20 protein-coding genes and 1 pseudogene are annotated in these 20,993 nt (G+C 72.5%); 15 read left to right on the top strand and 6 right to left on the bottom strand.

The window, feature by feature from the left end:
• Nucleotides 1–16 precede the first annotated feature (16 nt).
• The 5 genes from AC6CKD_RS35885 (at nt 17) to AC6CKD_RS35865 (ending at nt 4,930) form a co-directional block, all read left to right on the top strand.
• Complete coding sequence (locus tag AC6CKD_RS35885; RefSeq protein WP_498333322.1) at nt 17–1,039, top strand: carbon-nitrogen hydrolase family protein; 1,023 nt, start codon at nt 17–19, stop codon at nt 1,037–1,039.
• Nucleotides 1,036–2,148, top strand: a complete 1,113-nt coding sequence (locus tag AC6CKD_RS35880; RefSeq protein WP_498333320.1) for a cupin domain-containing protein — start codon at nt 1,036–1,038, stop codon at nt 2,146–2,148. Before AC6CKD_RS35885 ends, AC6CKD_RS35880 begins: the two co-directional genes overlap by 4 nt.
• Before the next feature lie 113 nt (nt 2,149–2,261).
• On the top strand, nt 2,262–3,176 hold the full coding sequence (locus tag AC6CKD_RS35875) for a fumarylacetoacetate hydrolase family protein (protein WP_498333319.1): 915 nt from the start codon (nt 2,262–2,264) through the stop codon (nt 3,174–3,176).
• Between the two features lie 107 nt (nt 3,177–3,283).
• Nucleotides 3,284–4,027 carry a maleate cis-trans isomerase family protein gene (locus AC6CKD_RS35870; protein ID WP_498333338.1) on the top strand — a complete coding sequence of 248 codons (744 nt, stop codon included), beginning with the start codon at nt 3,284–3,286 and terminating at the stop codon, nt 4,025–4,027.
• 63 nt (nt 4,028–4,090) lie between these two features.
• Nucleotides 4,091–4,930, top strand: coding sequence for a PaaX family transcriptional regulator (locus AC6CKD_RS35865; protein WP_498333317.1), 840 nt, complete (start codon nt 4,091–4,093; stop codon nt 4,928–4,930).
• A 45-nt stretch (nt 4,931–4,975) separates the two neighbouring features.
• Here the strand turns inward: AC6CKD_RS35865 and AC6CKD_RS35860 are convergent, their stop codons facing one another.
• Nucleotides 4,976–5,968 carry a LacI family DNA-binding transcriptional regulator gene (locus tag AC6CKD_RS35860; RefSeq protein ID WP_498333315.1) on the bottom strand — a complete coding sequence of 331 codons (993 nt, stop codon included), beginning with the start codon at nt 5,966–5,968 and terminating at the stop codon, nt 4,976–4,978.
• Between the two features lie 369 nt (nt 5,969–6,337).
• On the opposite strand from AC6CKD_RS35860, the gene AC6CKD_RS35855 reads away from it, so the two are divergent.
• From AC6CKD_RS35855 to AC6CKD_RS35830, 6 genes and pseudogenes are all read left to right on the top strand, one after another.
• On the top strand, nt 6,338–8,050 hold the full coding sequence (locus AC6CKD_RS35855; RefSeq protein WP_498333313.1) for a discoidin domain-containing protein: 1,713 nt from the start codon (nt 6,338–6,340) through the stop codon (nt 8,048–8,050).
• A gap of 112 nt (nt 8,051–8,162) precedes the next feature.
• Nucleotides 8,163–9,533 carry a DUF1996 domain-containing protein gene (locus AC6CKD_RS35850; protein ID WP_498333311.1) on the top strand — a complete coding sequence of 457 codons (1,371 nt, stop codon included), beginning with the start codon at nt 8,163–8,165 and terminating at the stop codon, nt 9,531–9,533.
• Nucleotides 9,509–10,078 (top strand): DUF305 domain-containing protein, encoded by a 570-nt coding sequence (locus AC6CKD_RS35845; RefSeq protein ID WP_498333309.1) that lies wholly within the window; start codon nt 9,509–9,511, stop codon nt 10,076–10,078. The genes AC6CKD_RS35850 and AC6CKD_RS35845 overlap by 25 nt, the downstream gene beginning before the upstream one ends.
• Nucleotides 10,079–10,210: 132 nt before the next feature.
• Nucleotides 10,211–11,596: a GH1 family beta-glucosidase gene (locus AC6CKD_RS35840; RefSeq protein ID WP_498333307.1), complete on the top strand. Its 1,386-nt coding sequence runs from the start codon at nt 10,211–10,213 to the stop codon at nt 11,594–11,596.
• Entirely contained in the window at nt 11,593–12,846 is a 1,254-nt protein-coding gene (locus AC6CKD_RS35835; protein ID WP_498333306.1) for an MFS transporter, read from the top strand. The genes AC6CKD_RS35840 and AC6CKD_RS35835 overlap by 4 nt, the downstream gene beginning before the upstream one ends.
• A 332-nt stretch (nt 12,847–13,178) precedes the next feature.
• A pseudogene (locus AC6CKD_RS35830) lies at nt 13,179–13,826 on the top strand (VanW family protein); the annotation flags it as partial.
• A 327-nt stretch (nt 13,827–14,153) separates the two neighbouring features.
• On the opposite strand, the gene AC6CKD_RS35825 reads toward AC6CKD_RS35830, so the two are convergent.
• From AC6CKD_RS35825 to AC6CKD_RS35815, 3 genes are read right to left on the bottom strand one after another with little or no spacing between them, the layout of a single operon-like run.
• Nucleotides 14,154–15,125, bottom strand: a complete 972-nt coding sequence (locus AC6CKD_RS35825; protein ID WP_498333304.1) for an NAD(P)-dependent alcohol dehydrogenase — start codon at nt 15,123–15,125, stop codon at nt 14,154–14,156.
• Nucleotides 15,122–15,355, bottom strand: coding sequence for a helix-turn-helix transcriptional regulator (locus tag AC6CKD_RS35820; RefSeq protein WP_498333302.1), 234 nt, complete (start codon nt 15,353–15,355; stop codon nt 15,122–15,124). Before AC6CKD_RS35820 ends, AC6CKD_RS35825 begins: the two co-directional genes overlap by 4 nt.
• Nucleotides 15,349–15,816: a hypothetical protein gene (locus AC6CKD_RS35815; RefSeq protein WP_498333301.1), complete on the bottom strand. Its 468-nt coding sequence runs from the start codon at nt 15,814–15,816 to the stop codon at nt 15,349–15,351. Before AC6CKD_RS35815 ends, AC6CKD_RS35820 begins: the two co-directional genes overlap by 7 nt.
• Nucleotides 15,817–15,951: 135 nt before the next feature.
• On the opposite strand from AC6CKD_RS35815, the gene AC6CKD_RS35810 reads away from it, so the two are divergent.
• The 4 genes from AC6CKD_RS35810 (at nt 15,952) to AC6CKD_RS35795 (ending at nt 19,618) form a co-directional block, all read left to right on the top strand.
• Entirely contained in the window at nt 15,952–16,596 is a 645-nt protein-coding gene (locus AC6CKD_RS35810; protein WP_498333299.1) for a hypothetical protein, read from the top strand.
• A 108-nt stretch (nt 16,597–16,704) separates the two neighbouring features.
• Entirely contained in the window at nt 16,705–16,968 is a 264-nt protein-coding gene (locus tag AC6CKD_RS35805) for a ferredoxin (RefSeq protein WP_498333336.1), read from the top strand.
• Complete coding sequence (locus AC6CKD_RS35800; protein WP_498333296.1) at nt 16,961–18,355, top strand: NAD(P)/FAD-dependent oxidoreductase; 1,395 nt, start codon at nt 16,961–16,963, stop codon at nt 18,353–18,355. Before AC6CKD_RS35805 ends, AC6CKD_RS35800 begins: the two co-directional genes overlap by 8 nt.
• A 24-nt stretch (nt 18,356–18,379) precedes the next feature.
• Nucleotides 18,380–19,618 carry a cytochrome P450 gene (locus AC6CKD_RS35795; protein ID WP_498333292.1) on the top strand — a complete coding sequence of 413 codons (1,239 nt, stop codon included), beginning with the start codon at nt 18,380–18,382 and terminating at the stop codon, nt 19,616–19,618.
• 46 nt (nt 19,619–19,664) lie between these two features.
• Here the strand turns inward: AC6CKD_RS35795 and AC6CKD_RS35790 are convergent, their stop codons facing one another.
• Nucleotides 19,665–19,916 carry an EF-hand domain-containing protein gene (locus AC6CKD_RS35790; protein WP_498333287.1) on the bottom strand — a complete coding sequence of 84 codons (252 nt, stop codon included), beginning with the start codon at nt 19,914–19,916 and terminating at the stop codon, nt 19,665–19,667.
• Between the two features lie 56 nt (nt 19,917–19,972).
• Nucleotides 19,973–20,938, bottom strand: coding sequence for an NHL repeat-containing protein (locus tag AC6CKD_RS35785; protein ID WP_498333283.1), 966 nt, complete (start codon nt 20,936–20,938; stop codon nt 19,973–19,975).
• Nucleotides 20,939–20,993 lie beyond the last annotated feature (55 nt).

Raw genomic sequence — 20,993 nt, 5'->3', positions numbered from 1 at the left:
GGAACGGCCGAGATCCATGGAGACCCGTACCCCGTCCGATCTGCCCCGCTTCACCGCGGCCGCCGTCCAGGCCGCTCCCGTCTACCTCGATCCCGCCGCCACCGTCGACAAGGCCGTCTCCCTGATCGCGGAGGCCGCCGGGAAGGGCGCGGAACTCGTCGTCTTTCCCGAGGCGTTCGTCCCCGGCTACCCGTACTGGAACTGGACGATGAATCCGGTCCAGGGCTCGCCCTGGTTCGAGCGCCTGCAGCGCGCGTCCATCGACGTTCCCGGGCCGCACGTGGACACCCTGCGCGCGGCGGCCCGCCAGTACGGGGTCGTGCTGGTCATCGGCGTCAACGAACGCGCCCCGCACAGCCTGGGCGTGCTCTACAACACGCTGCTGACCATCGGAGCCGGCGGCGAACTGCTCGGCGTGCACCGCAAGCTGGTGCCCACCTGGGCCGAGAAGCTCACCTGGACCGGTGGTGACGGCAGTTCCCTGCGCGTCCACCAGACGCCCGTCGGCCCGATCGGCGCCCTCGCGTGCGGGGAGAACACCAATACCCTGGCCCGTTTCACGCTCCTGGCACAGGGCGAACTCGTGCACGCGGCCTGCTACATCGCCCTGCCCGTGGCACCCGCCGACTACGACATGGCGGAGGCCATCGCCGTGCGGACCGCGGCCCACAGCTTCGAGGGCAAGGTCTTCTCGGTCGTCGCCTGCTCCACCGTCTCCCCCGAGATCGTCGACGCGGTCGCCGGCGAAGACGAGGCGGTCCGGGCCCTGTTCGCCCGGCCGCGCAGCGCCCTGTCGGGCATCTTCGGTCCGGACGGACGCCCGGTCACGGAGCCGCTCGTCGACGTCGAGGGCATCGTCTACGCCGAGATCGACCTGAACCGGTGCATCCAGCCCAAGCAGATGCACGACATCACCGGGCACTACAACCGCTTCGACGTCTTCCGCCTCGAAGTGGACAACCGGCCGCGCCTGCCGGTCACTTTCACCGCACCGCACACGGCTCCGCCGACCACCGCCACCCCCGAGGAGGACGCATGACCACCGACCAGGACGACACCGCGCTCGGCCGCGCCCGGGTCTCCGACACCCCCGAACTCACCGCCTACTACGGCGAGCTCGAAGCCCTCGAGGCGGGTGCGCTGTGGACCGTGGCCAACGACATCGAGCCCTGGTACCCGCAGCCCAGGTCCGTTCCGGTGCTGTGGCGTTACGAGGAGCTGCGGCCCCTCGTCCACAAGGCCCTCGGCCTCGTCCGGGCCGACGACGCGGGCCGCCGGGTCGTGATGCTGGTCAACCCCGGCCGCAGGGACGTCAGTGCGGCGGCGGGACTCCTGTACACCGGGCTGCAGATCATGGGTCCCGGCGAGGCGATGACCGCCCACCGCCACCAGGCCGCGGCACTGCGCTTCGTGCACGAGGGCACCGGTGCGTGGACGATCGTGGACGGCCAGAAGCTGAAGGTCGGCCCGCGCGACTTCGCCATCACCCCGAACGGCACCTGGCACGAGCACGGCAACGATTCCGCCGACGCCCCGGTGATCTGGCAGGACGGCCTCGACATCCCGCTGGTCAACGCCCTGGACGCCGGGTTCTACGAGGTCCACCCCGAGCTGTACCAGCAGCCCGGGAAGGTGGTGAACTCCTCGGTCCTGACCTACGCCGCGAACCTGCTCCCGTACGGCTCCGAGAAGTGGACCCGCCCCTACTCCCCGCTGCTGGCCTACCCCTGGGAGCAGACCTACGAGGCCCTGCGCGGCCTCGCCTCGGCCACCGACGGCTCCCCGTACGACGGGGTCATCGCGGAGTACACCAACCCGGTGACCGGCGGTTCGGTGATGCCCACCATGAGCGCCCACATGCAGCTGCTGCGCCCGGGCCAGGCCACGCTGGCCCACCGCCACACCGGGTCGGTGATCTACACGGCGGCGAAGGGACACGGCGTATCGGTGATCGCCGGGCAACGCTTCGAGTGGAAGCAGGGCGACATGTTCTGCGTGCCGTCCTGGGCCTGGCACGAGCACCACAACCTCGACCCGTCCGAGGACGCCTGCCTGTTCTCCTTCAACGATTTCCCCGTCATGCGCTCCCTCGGCTTCCACCGCGAAGAGGCGTACCCGGACAACGGCGGCCACCAGCCCGCCTCCTGAGCCGCGTCGCCGCACCGGACCGCCGGCCCTGACACCGGTCCCGGTGCGGCGGCGCACCCCCGCGGGGACCTGCCTCCGCGCCCCCGAAACCCCCTATCCCTGAGGAGCCACCGATGCGACTGGTGACCTACACGACCGCGCCGATGACCGCCACCGCCGACCGGCTGGGCGCCGAGGTCGACGGCATGGTGTACGACCTCGCGGCCCTGGCCCGGCACGCCGGCGTCGAACTGCCCGCCGACCTGCTCTCCTTCGTCCGGGCCGGCGCACCCGCCCGGGAGACGGCCGCCCGCCTGCTGGCGGGCGACGCGGCGGACCGGCCCGCCGGGGCCGTGCACCGGCTGGAAGACGTCACCCTGCGCGCCCCGCTGCGCCCCGGCAAGATCATCGGGGTGGGACTGAACTACGTGGAGCACGTGGCGGAGTCCAGCCGGAGCCTGGACACCGACAAGGACCTGCCCCCGCGTCCGGTGCTGTTCAGCAAGCCCGCCACCGCCGTCACCGGCCCCGGCGCGCCGATCCTGCACAACGCCGACCTCACGACGCAGCTCGACTGGGAGTGCGAGCTCGCCGTGGTCATCGGCACGACCGCCTTCCGGGTGACCGAGGAGGAGGCGTACGGCCACATCTTCGGCTACAGCGTCGTCAACGACATCAGCGCCCGCGACCAGCGCCGTTCGGGCCAGTGGTTCTTCTCCAAGGGGCAGGACTCCTACGCCCCCTTCGGCCCGGCCGTGGTCACCGCCGACGAGGTTCCGGACCCGATGGACCTCGATCTCGAACTCCGGGTGAACGGGGTCACGAAGCAGAAGTCCAACACCCGCCACATGCTGTTCCCGATCGCCCGGCTCATCGCCGACATCAGCTCGGGCGTGACCCTGGAGCCCGGCGACGTCATCGCGACCGGCTCACCCTCCGGCGTCGGGGCCGGCATGGTCCCGCCCGAGTTCCTCATGCCCGGCGACACCGTCGAGGCCACCGTCGAGATCATCGGCACCCTCGCCAACCCCGTCGTCGACGCCCGCTGAGCCCCGCCGCCCACCTCCCCCACCACCCGCCGCCCGACCATCGAGGAGCACCCGTGCCGCCCCGTACCTACCGCATCGGTCAGATCGTGCCGAGTTCCAACGTCACCATGGAGACCGAGGTGCCCGCGATCCTGCGCGCCCGCATGGAGATCGCGCCCGACGACCGCTTCACCTTCCACTCCAGCCGCATGCGCATGACCCATGTGACGCCGGAGCAGCTCAAGGCCATGGACGCCGATTCCGACCGCTGCGCCGTGGAGCTCTCGGACGCGCGGGTCGACGTGCTCGGCTACGCCTGTCTGGTCGCCATCATGAGCATGGGCCTCGGCTACCACCGCACCTCCGAGGAGCGCCTCCACGCGCGCACCGTGGAGAACGGGGCCCCGGCCCCGGTGGTCACCAGCGCCGGCGCCCTGGTCCACGGGCTGCACACCATGGGCGCCAAGAAGGTGGCCCTGCTCGCCCCGTACATGCGCCCCCTGACCCAGACCGTCGTCGACTACCTCACGCACGAGGGCATCGAGGTCCTCGACCACCACGCCCTGGAGATCCCGAACAACCTCGACGTGGCCGCCCACGACCCGGCCAGGCTCCCCGGCCTGGCCCGCGCGCTGGACTACGCCGACGCGGACGCGGTCGTCCTGTCGGCCTGCGTGCAGATGCCCTCGCTCGGAGCCATCGAGGAGGCCGAGCAGCTCCTCGGCAAGCCGGTCGTCTCGGCGGCCGTCTGCACCGCCCATCAGATGCTGCGCGCGCTCGACCTGCCGGCCGTCGCGCCGGGCGCCGGCCACCTCCTCTCCGGCGCGTACGCGGAGGCTCCCCTGCACCCGGGGGCGCGGGCCTCGGGGTGAGCGGGGGCGGTCCGGCCGCCACCCCTCGATAGGATCACCACCCCACACCACGGGAAGGTGATCATGTCGGACAGCCCCCTCAGGCCCAGCTCGCTGATCAGTACGGTCTACGGGGCCTTCGTGCGCGGGAGCGGCGGCTGGATCAGCGTCGCCGACCTGATCACGCTCATGTCCGAGCTCGGCGTGGAGAGCCAGGCCGTGCGCTCGGCCATCTCCCGGCTCAAGAAGAAGGGCGTCCTGGAACCGGAGCGGCGCGGAGCCACCGGGTACCGGCTGAGCGCGGCCGTCCACCCCGTCTTCGACGCCGGCGACCGGCGCATCTTCGCCAGCCTCGAACCGGCGGACCTCGCGGACGGCTGGGCCATGGCGGTGTTCTCCGTACCGGAGTCCGAGCGCTCCCACCGCTACCAGCTGCGCACCAGGCTGACCTGGCTCGGCTTCGGCAACATCGCCCCCGGCGTGTGGCTGGCGCCGGGCCGGCTGCTGGAGGACGCCCGCGACATGCTCGTCCGGCTCGGCCTCAGCGAGTACGTCCACCTGTTCGCCGCCGCCGACTACGCCGCGTTCAGCGACCTGCCGGAGGCGGTGAGCTCCTGGTGGGACTTCCCCGCGATCCAGGCCCAGTACGCCACGTTCACCGGCTCGTACGCACCGGTCGCCGCGAAGCTCGCCCCGCGGGACGGCATCGACCCCGGCGAGGCCTTCCGCCACTACGTGCCGATGCTCACGGAGTGGCGCCGGCTGCCCTACCTCGACCCGGGTCTCCCCGCCGAGCTGCTCCCCGCCGACTGGAACGCCGTGGGCGCCCGGCAGGTATTCCAGCAGTTGCACGAGGTCCTCGCGGGTCCGGGCCTACGGCACGTCCAGCACGTCACGGGCTCCTCCGAGGGAAGCGGTGCCTGAGGGAAGCGGTGCCTGAGGGAAGCGGTGCCTGAGGGAGCGCTTCCCTCAGGAGGATTCGCGGACCACTAGGTCGTTCGGCATGAGCACCCGGTCCCTGGAGCCGCCCTCGATCAGGCCCAGGAGCAGCCGCACGGTGGCCGTGGCCTGGTCGGCCATGGGGCTGCGGACGGAGGTGAGGGCCGGGACGGTGTAGGCGGCGGCCTCGATGTCGTCGAAGCCGACGACGGCCACGTCCTCGGGGACCCGCAGGCCCACCTGCCGCAGGGTCCGCAGGGCGCCGATGGCCATCAGGTCGTTGGCCGCGAACACCGCGTCCAGTTCCGGATCGTCCTCCAGCAGCTGCCGCATGGCCTCGGCTCCGGAGGCCCGGGTGAAATCGCCCAGCGCCACGATGGAGCGGCGGCCGGTGTCGCGCAGGGCCGTGCGGTAGCCGTCGAGGCGCTCGCGGGACTCGAAGAGGTCCAGCGGTCCGGTGATGGTGGCGATCCGGCGCCGGCCCCGCTCCAGGAGGTGGCGTACGGCGAGCGCGGCGCCGGCCGCGTTGTCCAGTTCCACGTACGGCACGTCCGGGGCGCAGGTGCGGTTGAACGAGGCGACCGGCAGGCCCGTCCTGGCCAGGGCCGCGGGCAGCGGGTCCGTGCCGTGCAGGGCGACGAGCATGACTCCGTCCACGTGGCCGCCGGCCACGTACTCCTCTACCCGGGCGCGGCTCCGGTCGGATTCGGCGAGCATGAGCACGACCTGTTTTCCGGCGGCTTCCAGTTCCCTGCTGACGGCGCGGACCACGGTGGAGAAGAGGGGGTCGTCGGAGACCACCCCCTGGGGTGGGTCGGAGACGACGACGGCGACCGCGTGGGTCCGGCGGGTGACCAGGTTGCGGGCGGCGGCGTTGGGCACGTAGCCCAGTTCGCGCACGGCCCGCAGGACGACTTCGCGGATCTCGGGCGCGACCGTGGTCTCCCCGTTGACGACACGGGAGACGCTCGATCGGGACACGCCCGCGCGGGCGGCGACCACTTCCAGCGTGGGTCTTCTCAATTCCGGCCCGTTCCGTTCGGCGGCGCCGCCGGGTCGGACGGACGGCTCGCGGGGAGCGTTCTCCCGCGATGGTGGACCGGAGCCTGATCGGCTGTCAACAGTCCGCGCCTCGGAGGGGATTGCGCGCGATCGCAGCCGGACGGCGGCCCGCTCCGCCTTCTCCCTGGTCAGCGCGGTTCACCGGGAGACGTGCGGGCACCGAGAGAACGCTCCATCCGTGGACGAACCGGAGTCGCCGGTATGTCCATCGGATGACGCGACACCTTGACAGCCCTGGGGGCCCGCCCCATCCTCACCCCTCAGGGAGCGCTCCCCGGCTCCCTCACTTCCCCCGCGTTTTGCCCTCCCCACTCGCTTCCAGGAGCCGCCGTGCCTCCGTCGCTGCGCCGCCTCGGCTTACTCATCGCCGTCGCGCTCACCCTCTTCACCTTCAGCACCTTCCCCGCCTCCCCCGCCCGCGCCGCCGAATCCCTGCTCTCGCAGGGCAGATCCGTCACCGTCTCCGGCAGCGAGCCGGGCTACAGCCCTTCGAGCGCCGTCGACGGGAACGCCGGCACCCGCTGGTCCAGCGCCTTCGCGGACCCGCAGTGGATCCAGGTGGATCTGGGTGCCGCCGCCACGGTCAGCAGGGTCTCCCTCGCCTGGGAGGCCGCGTACGCCAAGGCGTTCCAGATCCAGGTCTCGGACGATGCCGCGAACTGGACCACGGTCTACGCGACGACCTCCGGCGCCGGAGGCACGCAGAACCTGACCGTCTCCGGAACCGGCCGCTACGTACGGATGTACGGGACCCAGCGCGCCACTGGATACGGCTACTCCCTCTGGGAGTTCCAGGTCTACGGCACCCCGGGCACCGGCACGGGTGACGCACTCCTCTCGTACGGCAGGACCGGCGCGGCCTCCTCCTCGCAGGCCGACGGGAACTGCTGGGAGTGCACCCCGGCCAGGGCCTTCGACCGCGACCCGGCCTCTCGTTGGGCGACCAGCCCCACCACGGGCTGGACGGATCCCGGCTGGATCTCCGTGGACCTCGGCGCGCCCGCGCAGATCCACAAGGTGGTCCTCCAGTGGGACCCGGCCTACGCGAAGTCCTTCCAGATCCAGGTCTCCCCGGACGGGATCGCCTGGACCCCGGTCTACTCCACGACGGCGGGCACGGGCTTCAAGCAGACCCTCACCGTCTCGGGCTCCGGGCGGTACGTGCGGATGTACGGCACCGAGCGCGCGACCCCGTACGGCTACTCCCTGTGGGAGTTCCAGGTGTACGGCACCGGCGGCGCCCCGGTGACTCCCCCGCCGCTGCCGCCGGACCCGGCGAACCCGCCGCGGCTGGTGTGGAGCGACGAGTTCGACGGCCCCGCGGCCGGCAAGCCCGACCCGGCCAAGTGGCGCGCGGACCCGGGCACCGGGCAGAACGGCGAGCTGGAGTACTACACCGACCACCAGAACGCCGCGACGGACGGCGCGGGCCACCTCGTCATGGAGGCCCGCAAGGAGGCCACGCCCGGCAAGGGCTGCCCGCCCGACCCGCTGACGGGCAGCACCACCTGCCAGTACACCTCGGCGCGGATGAACACCGGGGCCACGTTCCAGTTCACGTACGGGCGCGTCGAGGCCCGGATCAAGGTTCCCAAGGGCAACGGGCTGTGGCCGGCGTTCTGGATGATGGGTGGTGACTTCCTGACCGGGCGGCCGTGGCCGTACAACGGGGAGATCGACATCATGGAGGTCCTCGGCAAGGACGTGAAGACCTCGTACTCCACCGTCCACGCGCCCGCCTACAACGGCGGCGGCGGGATCGGCGGCCCGTACAAGCTGCCCCAGGACGCCGATTTCTCCGACGACTTCCACGTCTGGGCCGCCGACTGGAACAGCAAGGGCATCGTCTACAGCCTGGACGGGCGGACCGTCTTCACGCTCGACAAGGAGACGGTGGAACGGACCCGCGGGCCGTGGATCTTCGACCACCCCCACTACATGATCCTCAACCTCGCGGTGGGCGGCGACTGGCCCGGCCCGACGGACGCCACCACGCCGTTCCCGGCGCGGATGCTCGTCGACTACGTCCGCGTCTACCAGTGACCCACTGACCCACTGACCGGCAGGGGGCTGCCCGCGTCACCGCCGCCGGGCGGCCCCCTTCCTCCGCTCCGCCCTCCTCCCCACCCACCCCACCGGCAGGCAAGGAATCGCCATGCGAAAACCCCGGTTCACGCTCCACGCCCTCCTCGCGGGCGCCCTGGCCACGGCCTTGGCCGCGGGCCTCGGAGCCACGGTGACCAGCACTCCTGCCCGGGCCGCGGACACCGTGCTCGTCCAGGCGGAGTCGTACGCGGCGCAGTCCGGCGTACAGGTCGAAACGACCGGCGACACGGGCGGCGGCCAGAACGCCGCGTACCTGGCGAACGGCGACTGGATGCGCTTCGACAACGTCGACCTGGGCGCCTCCGGCCCCCTGACCGTCTCGGCCCGGGTGGCCTCCGCGGTCGGGGGGAGCGGCGCCGTCGAGCTGCGCACCGGGTCCACCACGGGCCCGCTGCTCGCGCAGTTCGACATCACCTCCACCGGCGGCTGGCAGAGCTGGGCGACGCGGACCGCCGACGTGGCCGCCCATCCCGCAGGCCCGCAGTCGGTGTTCGCGGTCCTGCGCGGCAGCGGGGCCGGGGACTTCGTGAACATCAACTGGTTCTCGTTCGCCGCCGGTTCCTCGCAGGGCTGGGTCAAGGTCGACCAGGCGAAGTGGGACGCGCAGCTGGCGTCCTTCCGGGCGATGGCCCCCGCGCCGGTGCCGGCGAACACCGTCCGGGTCCCGGAGTTCAACGCCACCTGCGTCTACAGCCATTCCAAGCCCGACGACCCGATCGTGGCCCCGGGCCTGCCGGGTGCGTCCCACATGCACAGCTTCTTCGGCAACCGCAGCACGGACGCGTTCAGCACGGCGGAGTCCCTCGCCGCGCACACCGCGACGAGCTGCACCCCCGCCAAGGACCTCTCCAGCTACTGGATCCCGACCCTCTACGAGCGCGGGAAGGCAGTGGAACCCGAAGGCATGATCGTCTACTACGGGTCCCGGTTGTCCGACCCCACGGCCACGGTGCCGTTCCCGCAGGGCTTCCGGATGATCGCGGGCAACGCCAAGTCGCAGATACCCACCCCGGCCGGCTCGGTGAACCAGTTCTGGTGCGCGGGCGAGGGCGGCGAGATCGGCCGCAGTGCCGACGGCAACTGGCCGGTGTGCGCGCCGAACGCCAAACTCGTGTACCAGCTCGTCTTTCCCGACTGCTGGGACGGCAAGCACCTCGACAGCCCCGACCACAAGTCGCACGTCTCCTTCACCACCGTCAACGGGAAGTGCGGGGGCGCCTACCCCGTGGCCATCCCCTCCGTCTCCTTCGTGATCGGCTACCCGACCGGCGGCAACCCGGACGGCCTCTCACTGTCCTCGGGCATGGCCTCCTCCATCCACGGCGACTTCTTCAACGCCTGGGAGGACGCGGCCCTGGGGCAGCGCGTGAAGGACTGCGTCGTACAGAGCGCCAAGTGCAACTCCGCCGGTACGTTCTGACCCGGCGAGCCGCGTCCGTGCTGCTGCTCGCGGCGCTCCTGGTCTCCGGCTGCACCACGCAGCCGGTGGCCGGGACGCCGCGGGCCGCGGCCTTCAACTCCACGGACATCGCCTGGATCCAGCTGATGATCCCGATGGACGAGCGGGCCCGGCTGCTGACGGATCTGGCGCCGGCCCGGGCCGGGGATCCGGCGCTGGCCCGGTTCGCGCAGCGGGCGGCGGACCGGCAGCGGGCCCAACTGGGCCGATTGCGCGCACTCTTGGCCCTCTCCGGAGCACCCGACACGCGCCCCCACGAGGGGCACGACATGCCGGGCATGGTCAGCTCCGAGACGGTACGGAGGGCCGGAGCGCTGTCGGGGGCGGAATTCGACCGGGTCTTCACCGCCGCCCTGCGCGCCCACCTCGCCCAGTCCCTGCTGCTCTGCGCGGGCGAACGCGCCTCGGGCGGGGCCGCGGAGGCACGGGAGCTCGCCGGGGAACTGGAGAAGGCCGGCTCCGAGCAACTCGCCCTGCTCGACGCGGCCCGCTCCGACGAAAGTTGAGAATTGTTCACTTTCCATTGACAGGGCGGGTCCGGGGACCCGAAAGTGCCGTGAACAGCGCGCCCGACGGCGTGCGTCCCCGTACTCGCGCGCGCCGGGGATTCCGTGCGTCCCCGACCGAAGCGAGCCCGCATGACCACGTCCGTTCCGCCCGCACAGCCCGTACCCCGCTTCCCGGCCGGCTTCCGCTGGGGGGTCTCCGCCTCCGCCTTCCAGATCGAGGGCTCGCCCACCGCCGACGGCCGGGGCCCCTCCTCCTGGGACGCCTTCACCCGGGAACAGGGCCGCGTCAAGGACGGCTCGCACGCGGAGGTGGCCACCGACCACTACCGCCGCTACCGCGAGGACGTGGCCCTGATGGGCGGACTGGGCGTGGACGCCTACCGGTTCTCCGTCTCCTGGTCCCGGGTCCTGCCCGAGGGGCACGGAACCGTCAACCGGGCGGGGCTGGGCTTCTACGACCGCCTCGTCGACGAGCTGTGCGCCGCGGGGATCGATCCGGTGCCCACCCTCTTCCACTGGGACACCCCGCTCGCCCTGGAGGAGCGGGGCGGCTGGCTGGAGCGCGACACCGCCGAGCGCTTCGCGGCGTACGCCTCGGTGGTGGCGGAGCGGCTCGCCGACCGCGTGCCCATGTGGATCACCATCAACGAGCCCGCCGAGGTGACCCTCCTCGGCTACGGCCTCGGCGAGCACGCCCCCGGCAAGCAGCTCGTCTTCGACGCCCTGCCCGCCGCCCACCACCAGCTCCTGGCCCACGGACTGGGCGTACAGGCCCTGCGCGCGGCGGGCGCCCGCCACATCGGCATAGCCGCCTCGCACAGCCCCGTCTGGACCGCCGGCGAGAGCGAGGAGGACCGGGCCGCCGCCGCGTTGTACGACACCCTCACCAACCGCCTCTTCGCCGACCCGATCCTGACCGGCGCCTACCCGGACGGCCTGGAGTCCCTGCTGCCCGGGCCGGTGGCCGAGGACCTCAAGGCGATCTCGGCCCCGCTGGACTGGTACGGGGTCAACTACTACAACCCGATGCTCGTCGGCGCCCCCACCCCGGCCGGCGGCTCCGCCTTCGGCGGGATCGAGATACCGTCCGGACTCCCCTTCGGCATCCGGGAGATCGAGGGGTACGAGCGCACCGACTTCGACTGGCCGGTGGTCCCGGACGGGCTGCGCGAACTGCTCGCCACCCTGCGCGAGCGCTACGGCGACCGGCTGCCGCCGCTGTACATCACCGAGAACGGCTGCTCGTACGGGGACGGGCCGGACCCGGGCACGGGGCGGATCGAGGACGCGCGCCGCATCGCCTACCACGAGGGCCACGTGCGCGCCCTGCACGAGGCGATGACCGAAGGGGCCGACGTCCGCGGCTACTTCATCTGGTCGATCCTCGACAACTTCGAATGGGCGGAGGGCTACCGGCAGCGGTTCGGCCTGGTCCACGTCGACTACGCGACCCTCGCCCGGACCCCCAAGGAGTCGTACGCCTGGTACCGCGACCTGATCAAGAGCGGCAGGTGACCGCCGGGCCGAAGGCCGAGGCCCCGTCGGCCGCGGCGGCCGGTACGCCGCCCGGCGGCCGGTGGGTGAGCGCGCTGTCCCTCGCGAACCTCGGGGTCTGGGTCGGCTGGTTCGGCCCGCTGCAACTGCTCCTGGCACGCCAGGCCGAGTTCCTCACCCCGGACGGCAAGGCGTCCACCCTCGCGCTGGTGACGGGACTGGGGGCGGCCGTCTCGATGGTCGCCAATCCCGTCTTCGGAGCCCTGTCCGACCGTACGACGGCGCGCGCGGGCCGCCGCATCCCCTGGGTGGTCGCCGGGGTGGCGGGCGGGGCGGCGGGCCTCGTGGTCCTCGGGCTCGCGCAGAGCGTCGCGGTGGTGATCGCGGGCTGGTGCCTGGTGCAGCTCGCCCTCAACGCCGCCTTCGCCGCCCTCACCGCGGCCGTACCCGACCAGGTACCGGTCCGACAGCGCGGGCTGGTCGGCGGCTGGCTCGGCGTCTCCCAGGTCATCGGGATCCTGGTCGGCACGGCGCTGGCCACCGTCGCGGGCGGCATCACCGCCGGCTACCTGTCCTGCGCGGCCTTCTGCGTGCTCGCGGCGGTGCCGTACGTGCTGATGCGGCGGGACTCGGTGCTCGCCCCCGCCGCCCGGCCGGCCTTCCGGTGGCGCGGCTTCCTGACCGGCTTCTGGATCGACCCGCGCCGCCATCCCGACTTCGGCTGGGCCTGGCTGACCCGGTTCCTGATGAACCTCTCGTACTCGATCAGCACGATGTACCTGCTCTACTACCTCACCGACGCCGTGCGCTACCGGGGCGACGCGGACACCGGCGTCCTGATCCTCACGGCGCTCAACGCCCTCACCCTGCTCTCCACCGTGGTGATCAGCGGCATCCGGTCGGACCGCACCGGCCGCCGGAAGTCCTACGTCATACGGTCGGGGCTGGTCATCGCCGCGGCCACGCTGCTGCTCGCCGGCTGGCAGACCTGGACCGGCGCCGTCGTCGCCTCGCTCATCCTGGGCCTCGGCTTCGGCGTCTACACGGCGGTGGACTTCGCCCTGCTCACGGACGTGCTGCCGACGGCCGAGGACCGGGGCAGGGACCTGGGCGTCATCAACATCGCCAACGCGCTGCCGCAGGTGCTGGCCCCGGTGATCGCGGCGCCGGTCGTCACCCACCTGGGCGGGTACACGGCCCTGTACACGCTGGCGGGCGTCCTGGCCGTGGCGGGATCGCTGCTGGTCCGCCGGATCCGCTCGGTGCCGTAGGCGGGTCCGGTCCCCTCCGCGGCCCGCCGCCCCGCACCGTGAGACCGGGCACATTTCTCACCCTTTTGGTCCGATTTGGACCAAACTTGTGTAGTTCGGATTCCGAAGTGACAGGGAGAGACATGCGACGCGCCCACGGCCGTACGGCCACCACGCGGATCGCCCTGATATCGGCCGGTACGGCCGCCGTGCTCGGCCTCGGCGGCCTCTCCGCCGGTTCCGCGGCCGCCGCGGGCACGCCAGCCCCGGACCGGACCGCCGAGCCCACGGCCACCGCCAGCGCGAGCGCGAGCGCCACCGCCAGCACCCCGGCCCCCGCAGCCGTCGGGCAGCAGGTCCTCTCCACCTTCACCGTCGCCTATCCCGCCGCGCCCTACCGCACCCACAACATCGCGCGCGCCGTGGAACTGATCAACGGGGCCGTCGTCCAGCAGGGCGACATCTGGAGCTTCAACCAGGCGGTGGGCGAGCGGACCGAGGAGAACGGCTTCGTCGACGGCATCATGATCAACGACGGCCGTTACGTGAAGTCCCCCGGCGGCGGGGTCTCCGCGGTCGCGACGACCATGTACAACGCCATGTTCTTCGCGGGCCTGAAGCCCGTGGAGCACGGGGCCCACTCCTTCTACATCGAGCGGTACCCGGAAGGCCGCGAGGCCACCGTCGCCTGGGGCACCCTCGACCTGCGCTGGCAGAACGACTCGGGGCATCCCGTGACCGTCCGGGCCTCCTCGACCTCCACCTCGGTGACCGTCACCCTGCTCGGAACGAAGCAGTACGACGAGATCCGCGCGACCCAGGGCCCGCGCACGAACGTCACGCCGCCGGCGAAGCGCACCGTGACGGGCCCCACCTGCGAGGCGCAGACCCCGCTGGAAGGGTTCGACGTCTCCGTCGACCGCGTCTTCGTCCGCGACGGCCAGGAGGTCGGCCGCGAGACGTTCCGTACGCACTACACACCGCGCGACGAGATCATCTGCGCTCCGGAGTCCCCCACGGCCACGCCCGGCGCCACCCCGTCGGGCTCCCCCGGAACCCCGGCCGCGCCCGCGGCCCCCGCCGCACCCGGCGCGTCCCACGCACCCGGCACCTCCGCCGCACCCGGCACGCCGCCCGCGCCCACCGCGTCAGCCGCGCCCGGCGCCCCGGCCGCATCCACCGCTCCGAGCGCGCCCACCGCGTCCGGCACCGGCACGGCGCCCACGCCTTAGGGCGTGATCAGCACCTTTCCGCGGGCCTCGCCCCGGTGGAGCCCGGAGGCCATCGCCGGGCTCCACCACGTCCGGCACCGGCACGGCGCCCACGCCTTAGGGCGTGATCAGCACCTTTCCGCGGGCCTCGCCCCGGTGGAGCCCGGCGATGGCCTCCGGGGCCTCGGCGAGGCCGCAGGTGCGGTGGACGGCCGGGGACAGGGTGCCGTCCTCGACGTGCCGCCCCAGGACCTCCAGGTCGGCCTGGCGTTCGGCGGAGACGAACCCCTTGAGGCCGTGGCGCACGAAGGGGTTCAGCAGCACGGCCCACAGGACCCGGCCCATGCCGCCCAGCCAGGGGCCGCCGCCCTCGCCGCCGACGATCACGAGCGTCCCGCGCGGGGTCAGCGCGCGCCGGAGCCGGGCCAGCGGGCGGTTGCCGGCGATGTCCAGGATGAGGTCGTAGCGCAGGGCCCCGTCCGTGAAGTCCTCGCGGGTGTAGTCGATGACCTCGTCCGCGCCGAGCCCGCGCACCAGCTCCGTCTTCGTGGTGCTGCACACGCCGGTGACGTGCGCCCCGTAGGCCTTGGCCAGCTGCACCGCGAAGGTGCCGACCCCGCCAGCGGCGCCGATGACCAGGACCCGCTGCCCTGGCCGTACGCGCCCCGCGTCGCGCAGGGCCTGGAGGGCGGTGAGCCCGGAGATCGGCAGGGCTGCCGCCTCTTCCAAGGGCATCCCGGCGGGCTTGTGCGCCAGCTTGTCCTGCCGGGCGGTCGCGTACTCCGCGAGGGAGCCCTCGCAGATGCCGAACACCTCGTCCCCCGCCCGGAAGGCGCTGACCCCCTCGCCGACCGCCTCGACCCGCCCGGAGACCTCCCGGCCGGGTACGGGCACGCTGGGTGCGCGCAGACCGTAGCCGAGGAGCCGCAGCAGGTAGGGCTTGCCGCTCATGAGGTGCCAGACCCCCGCGTCCAGCGCGGCGGCCCGGACGGCTATCAGCACCTCTCCCGTGCCCGGTCTCGGCGTTTCGATCTCCCTGAGCTCCAGTACTTCGCTGGAGCCGTACGTGTCCTGCACGATCGCCTTCACGGCGCCGTCCCTTCCTCGTCCCCATAGTGGAATACCTGTTCGAGCGGTACGGCGAAGACGCGGGCGATCCTGAAGGCCGTCTCCAGCGACGGCGAGTAGCGGCCCTTTTCGATGGCGATGACGGTCTGGCGGGTCACGCCGATGCGCTCCGCGAGCTCCGCCTGGGTCATCTCCCCGCCCTCGAAGCGCAGGATCCTGATCCGGTTCGTGATCCCGGTCGGCTTCACCACGACTGGAACCCCCAGCGGTAGGCGGCGAGCTTGACCACCGAGCCGAGCACCGCCGAAAGGACGAAGCCCAGGTAGAGGGCGTTCGAGATCCAGAAGCGGTCCGCGCCGGCCATCGAGAGGATCAGCGCGGTCACGGCGCCGATGACGAGGAAGGACTGCCCGGCATGCTCGCCGAGGCGGCCGATCTCCTTGTCACGCTGGTCCTTGGCGTCGGCCTCGCCGGGCTTGGACACCGCCACGGCGATGTTGAGGAGGATCGCGGCGATGCCGGCGCCCCCGACCGTCTGGAGCAGCGGCGTGACGTACGGAAGCTCCGTGAGGGGGATGCCTTCGCCGGACCCGCCCAGCACGAGGGCCAGGTAGACCGCGTACCCGATGACCGCGACCACCCCCATGATCCATGCGCGCTTCTCTTCGAAGGTCACGACCGCACCCGCCCCCATGTAAAAGAACTTTGACATCACGAAGGTAAAAGGATTCATACCTGGTGTCAATGATTTCTTACATCGGCCTCACGGGCTCGGAGCCCGGACCCCGTGTCACCCGGGCGCGCGGCCCCGCTGGCACCACCGCTCCACCCCGGGCTTGCTGGACGCATGAGACCAGAAGCCCCGGGAACGGCCCCGCTAAAGAGCCTGAGCACCCCCGGGGCGGCGGGGCTCGCGGGGATCCTCTTCGCCGTCCTCATGGCAGCGGCGATCGTGCTGGCCCGGATCGGCCTGCCCGAAGGAGGCGGCGCGGCCGAGGTCGAGGTCACCCCGGGGCAGCGGGACGCGGTGACCACCGCGCTGGAGCTCGTCCCCTTCGCGGGGATCGCCTTCCTCTGGTTCATGGGCGCACTGCGGGAGCACTCCGGCGAGGCCGAGGACCGGTTCGTCGCCACGGTCTTCCTGGGCAGCGGGCTGATCTTCGTCGCCTGCCTCTTCGGCGCCGCCGCGGCCGCCGGGACGGTGCTGGACGCCGATCAGCCCCAGGAGTTCGGCCGCCACTTCGCGTACACCCTGCTCACCACGTACGGGATGCGGATGGCCGCCGTGTTCGTGTTCGCGACCTCCACGATCGGCCGCCGGCTCGGGGTCTTCCCGCGCCCGCTGGCCCTGGCCGGGTACCTCGCCGGCCTGGTGCTGCTGGTGGCGGGCTCGGCCTTGCCCTGGTCCGAGCTGGTCTTCCCGGCCTGGGCCCTGCTCGTGAGCCTGTACATCCTGCGGTCGGGCCGGAGCCGCCCCCGCCCGGCCCCCTGACGGGCGCCGAAACCTCACCCCAACGGCCGCCGCGGACGGGCCCCCGGACACCACCGCGCACACGCTGGTCCGGGAAGCCCAGGGGGGCACCGAAAGGACCACACCTTGCTGAGGCTCGTCGTCGATCTCAACCGGTGCCAGGGATACGCGCAGTGCGCCTTCCTCGCCCCCGACGTCTTCGCGATGCACGGGGACGAGGGACTGCTCTACGATCCGCAGGCCGAGCAGGCCCAGCGCGAGCGCGTGGCCCAGGCCGCCGCCGCCTGCCCCGTACAGGCCATCCTCGTGGACGATCTGGACCGGTCGCACGGCGCCGCGCGCACCCCGCCGGCTGCGGCTTCCGGCTCCGGAGGGCAGGCCTCCGATGGCTGACACCGCGCTGGACCAGCTGAAGCGCTCCGGCCGGATCGTGGTCGTCGGCGCCTCGCTGGCCGGCCTGCGCGCCGCCGAGGTCATGCGGGAGAAGGGCTTCGCCGGCTCACTGACCCTGATCGGCGACGAGCGCCACGAGCCGTACGACCGCCCGCCGCTGTCCAAGCAGGTGCTGCTGGGCAAGGCCGACGCCGACCACACCCTGCTCCCCCGACGGCTCGACATCGACGCCGAATGGCGCCTCGGCGTCGCGGCCACCGGCCTCGACATGGCGGCCCGAACGGTCGAGCTCGCCGATGGCGACGAGGTCCCGTACGACCGTCTCCTGATCACCACCGGGGTCCGGGCCCGGCCCTGGCCGAACGAGGCCGAGGGCGAGCTCGGCGGGGTCTTCACCCTGCGCACCCGCGAGGACGGGGCGGGCCTGGCCCGCGCGCTGGCCGCCGGACCGCGCCGGGTCCTGGTCATCGGCGCCGGGTTCACCGGCTCCGAGATCGCCTCGGCGTGCCGGGAGCGCGGGCTGGACGTGACCGTCGCCGAACGCGGCGACGGCCCCCTGGTCGGCGCCCTGGGCGGAGTGATCGGGGCGGTCGCCGCCGAGCTCCACCGGGAGAACGGCGTGGACCTGCGGACCGGGATCATGGTGACCGGACTGGAGGGCGACTCCACCGGCCGGGTGCGGGCCGCACACCTCTCCGACGGCACCACGCTGGAATGCGACGTGGTGGTCGTCTCGCTCGGCGCCCAGCGCAACACCGAGTGGCTGACCGGCTCCGGACTCGGCGCGGGTCCGCGCGGCATCGCCTGCGACGCGGGCTGCCGGGCCTTCGACCTGCGCGGGATCGTCACCGACGACATCTACGTGGCGGGCGACGTGGCCCGCTCCCCCCACGCGCTGTTCGGCTACCAGTTCCTCTCCCTGGAGCACTGGGGCAACGCCGTGGCGCAGGCCGAAACCGCCGCCCACAACATGATGAGCGAGAGCACCGACCGCCGGCCGCACCTGTGGGTGCCCGCGTTCTGGTCCTCGCAGTTCGGGGTGAACATCAAGTCCGTGGGCGTGCCCTCCATGGGCAGCGAGATCATGTTCATCCAGGGCTCCCGGGCCGAGCGCCGGTTCACCGCGGTCTACGGCTACCAGGGCCGGGTGATCGGCGCGGTCACCTTCGACAACGGCCGCTGGCTGCAGTTCTACGAGAAGCAGATCGAGGCCAGCGCGCCCTTCCCGCCCCCGTTCACCACGGTGGACCGGCGTCCCGACGGGCAGCGGCCGATCCCGGCCGACTTCCCCGACCCGTCCGTGCCCACGCACGGCCCGACCATCACCCTCAGCGGGTACTCGCCGGCCGACCGCCGGATCGCCACCTTCACCCCCGCCGGGCACTGACCCGCACGTTCCCGGAGGACCCCCATGGCCCACGGCATCCTGAGCCAGATCCTGGACTATTCCAGCCGCGCCAACCCGTACCCGCTGTACGAGGAACTGCGCAAGACCCCCGTCTTCCACGACGGGACCGGCCCCTACGTGGTCAGCACCTACTACGACATCCAGGGCCTGCTGCACGATCCGCGCCTCAGCTCGGACTCCCGCAACCTGGCCGCGACGGCCGGGGACCCGCTGGCCGAGGGCGGGGAGGCGGCGGCGACGGCCCTGCCGCCGAGCTTCCTGAAGCTGGACCCTCCGGAGCACGACCGACTGCGCCGGATGACCAACCGGCCCTTCGGGCCGCCGCACTCCCCGCACCGCGTCGACGGGATGCGCGGGGGGCTGAAGGACATCGTCACCGGTCTCATCGACAACCTCGGCGACCCCGCGAAGATCGACCTGGTCGACCGGTTCGCGTACCCGTTCCCGGTGACGATGATCTGCCAGCTGCTCGGCGTACCGCGCGAGGACGAGGCCCGCTTCCACGTCTGGGCCGACACCCTCGCCGCGAGCCTGGACCCCGATCCGGACTCCGATCCCGCCGAACGGCAGCGGACCACCCACGACGCCCGGATGGAGCTGGGCATGTACCTGGCCGGGCTGATCGAGGAGCGCCGCAAGGATCCCGGCGAGGACATGCTCTCCCAACTGGCCGTGGGACACGGCCCGGACGAGTCCATGTCCACGATGGAGCTGCTCAGCACCTCGGCCCTGCTGCTGATCGCCGGCCACGAGACCACGGTCAACCTGATCACCAACGGGATGCTGACCCTGCTGCGCAATCCGGACGTGCTGGCGGAGCTGCGGCAGGAGCCCGGTCTGGCCGTGCCGCTGGTGGAGGAGCTGCTGCGGTTCGAACCGCCGGTGCAGCTGCTGCCGCAGCGCACCCCGCTCGTGGACATCGAGGTCGGCGGGGTCATCATCCCCAAGGGCTCCTCGATGTGGCTGGTCCTCGCCTCCGGCAACCGGGACCCGAACCGCTTCGAGAACCCGGACCGCTTCGACCCGCACCGCAAGGACATCCAGCACCTGGGCCTGGGCAGCGGCATCCACAGCTGCTTCGGCGCCCCGCTGGCGCGGCTGGAGGCCCAACTGGCGCTGGCCGAACTGGCCCGGCGGCTGGAGAACCCGCGCCTGCTGGAGGATCCGCCGCCCTACCGGCAGAACGCGGTGCTGCGCGGGCCCCGGCACCTGCGGATCGCCTGCGGCGGGATCCGCGACTGATCCAGGTCAGGGAGCCGGGGCCCGGGGCCCGGGGGCCCGCTCGTGGCTACCAGCCGAAGCGGCGGTCGACCTCGCGCTCGAACTCCTCGAAGGTCAGTACGCCGTCGCCGTCCGCGTTCGCCCGGTCGAAGAGGGCCGAGGAGGTGTCCACGTCACCCACGGCCCAGACGGGCAGAACGCCCTGGGCGGCGAGGGTGGGGCCCTTGCTGCGCAGGGCCCGGATCACCTCCACGCGGGTCAGGACCCCGTCGCTGTTCAGGTCGAGCGCGTCGAAGAGTTTGCGGGCCTTCTCACTCATGGCATGGTCCTTCCCCCGGGAGGCCGGCGGGACGGAAGCCCCGCCGGACCGACAGCCTATGACCGACCCCGGCGGAGTTGACCACCGGGGAGGGGCCGGGTGTCCGGGATCGCCAGGCCGGTGGGCGTGTTCAGGCCGGTGACGGGGAGGGTGGTCTGCCCGCTGCCGTCCGGGGCGAGTCGGACCACCCGGTTGTTGAAGGCGTCCGCGATGTAGAGGCGTCCCCGCCCGTCGAGGGCCAGGCCCAGCGGGTCGTTCAGCCCGGCCGCGGGGACGGTGCGCTGGCCGGAGCCGTCGGCCGCCAGCCTCAGCACTCGGCTGTTGCCGGTGTCGGAGACGTAGAGGTTGCCCGCCGGGTCGAGCACGATGCCGGCCGGCTGGGAGAGCCCCGTGAAGGGGAGGGTGCGCTGTCCACCGCCGCCGGCCGGGAGCGTGACGACCCGGTCGTTGACGAAGTCGGAGACGTAGAGGGAGCCCGCGGAGTCGAAGGCGAGCCCCCACGGGTGGAGGAGCCCCTCGGTGGGAACGGTGCGCTGCCCGCTGCCGTCGGCGGGCACCTCGACGACGCGGTCGTTGAAGCTGTCGGCGATGTACAGGTCGCCGTCGCCGTCCAGGGCCAGCCCGAGGGGGCGGGACAGGCCCTCGGTCTCGACGGTGACCTGGGGGCCGCCGTCCGAGGGGATCCGTACGACGCGGTTGTTCCCGGTGTCCGCTACGTAGAGGTCGCCCGCGGTGTCGACCACCATGCCCGTGGGCCGGACCAGGCCCACGGCGGGCACCACGACCTGGCCTCCGCGGGCCGGCAGCCGCAGGACCCGGTCGTTGCCGTAGTCGGAGACGTACAGCGAGGCGCGCGCGGCCCCGGGTCCCGGGTCGGAGGCGGCCGCCGTCCCGGCGGGGCCGGCCCCGATCGCGCACAGCGCCAGCAGCACCAGGAGGGAGCCCGCCCTCCGGCCGGCGGCACGGCCCGCACGGCCCGCACGGGCGAGCTGCAGCGTCTCGGGAACTGTGGAACGGGGCACGGCGCACCTACCTGTCCTGGTCGTCCGGCCGCCGAGGCTAACCCCGGCGGCGCGT

Source organism: Streptomyces sp. GQ60, from assembly GCF_059758875.1.
The sequence above is the reverse complement of the archived record's forward strand: the minus strand, read 5'-3'. Positions and strand labels throughout refer to the sequence as shown.

Coding starts and splice junctions, on each gene's coding strand:
- AC6CKD_RS35885 (WP_498333322.1), top strand. CDS start 17: ATGGAGACCCGTACCCCGTCCGATCTGCCCCGCTTCACCGCGGCCGCC.
- AC6CKD_RS35880 (WP_498333320.1), top strand. CDS start 1,036: ATGACCACCGACCAGGACGACACCGCGCTCGGCCGCGCCCGGGTCTCC.
- AC6CKD_RS35875 (WP_498333319.1), top strand. CDS start 2,262: ATGCGACTGGTGACCTACACGACCGCGCCGATGACCGCCACCGCCGAC.
- AC6CKD_RS35870 (WP_498333338.1), top strand. CDS start 3,284: ATGGAGACCGAGGTGCCCGCGATCCTGCGCGCCCGCATGGAGATCGCG.
- AC6CKD_RS35865 (WP_498333317.1), top strand. CDS start 4,091: ATGTCGGACAGCCCCCTCAGGCCCAGCTCGCTGATCAGTACGGTCTAC.
- AC6CKD_RS35850 (WP_498333311.1), top strand. CDS start 8,163: ATGCGAAAACCCCGGTTCACGCTCCACGCCCTCCTCGCGGGCGCCCTG.
- AC6CKD_RS35840 (WP_498333307.1), top strand. CDS start 10,211: ATGACCACGTCCGTTCCGCCCGCACAGCCCGTACCCCGCTTCCCGGCC.
- AC6CKD_RS35815 (WP_498333301.1), bottom strand. CDS start 15,816: ATGTCAAAGTTCTTTTACATGGGGGCGGGTGCGGTCGTGACCTTCGAA.
- AC6CKD_RS35810 (WP_498333299.1), top strand. CDS start 15,952: ATGAGACCAGAAGCCCCGGGAACGGCCCCGCTAAAGAGCCTGAGCACC.
- AC6CKD_RS35800 (WP_498333296.1), top strand. CDS start 16,961: ATGGCTGACACCGCGCTGGACCAGCTGAAGCGCTCCGGCCGGATCGTG.
- AC6CKD_RS35795 (WP_498333292.1), top strand. CDS start 18,380: ATGGCCCACGGCATCCTGAGCCAGATCCTGGACTATTCCAGCCGCGCC.
- AC6CKD_RS35790 (WP_498333287.1), bottom strand. CDS start 19,916: ATGAGTGAGAAGGCCCGCAAACTCTTCGACGCGCTCGACCTGAACAGC.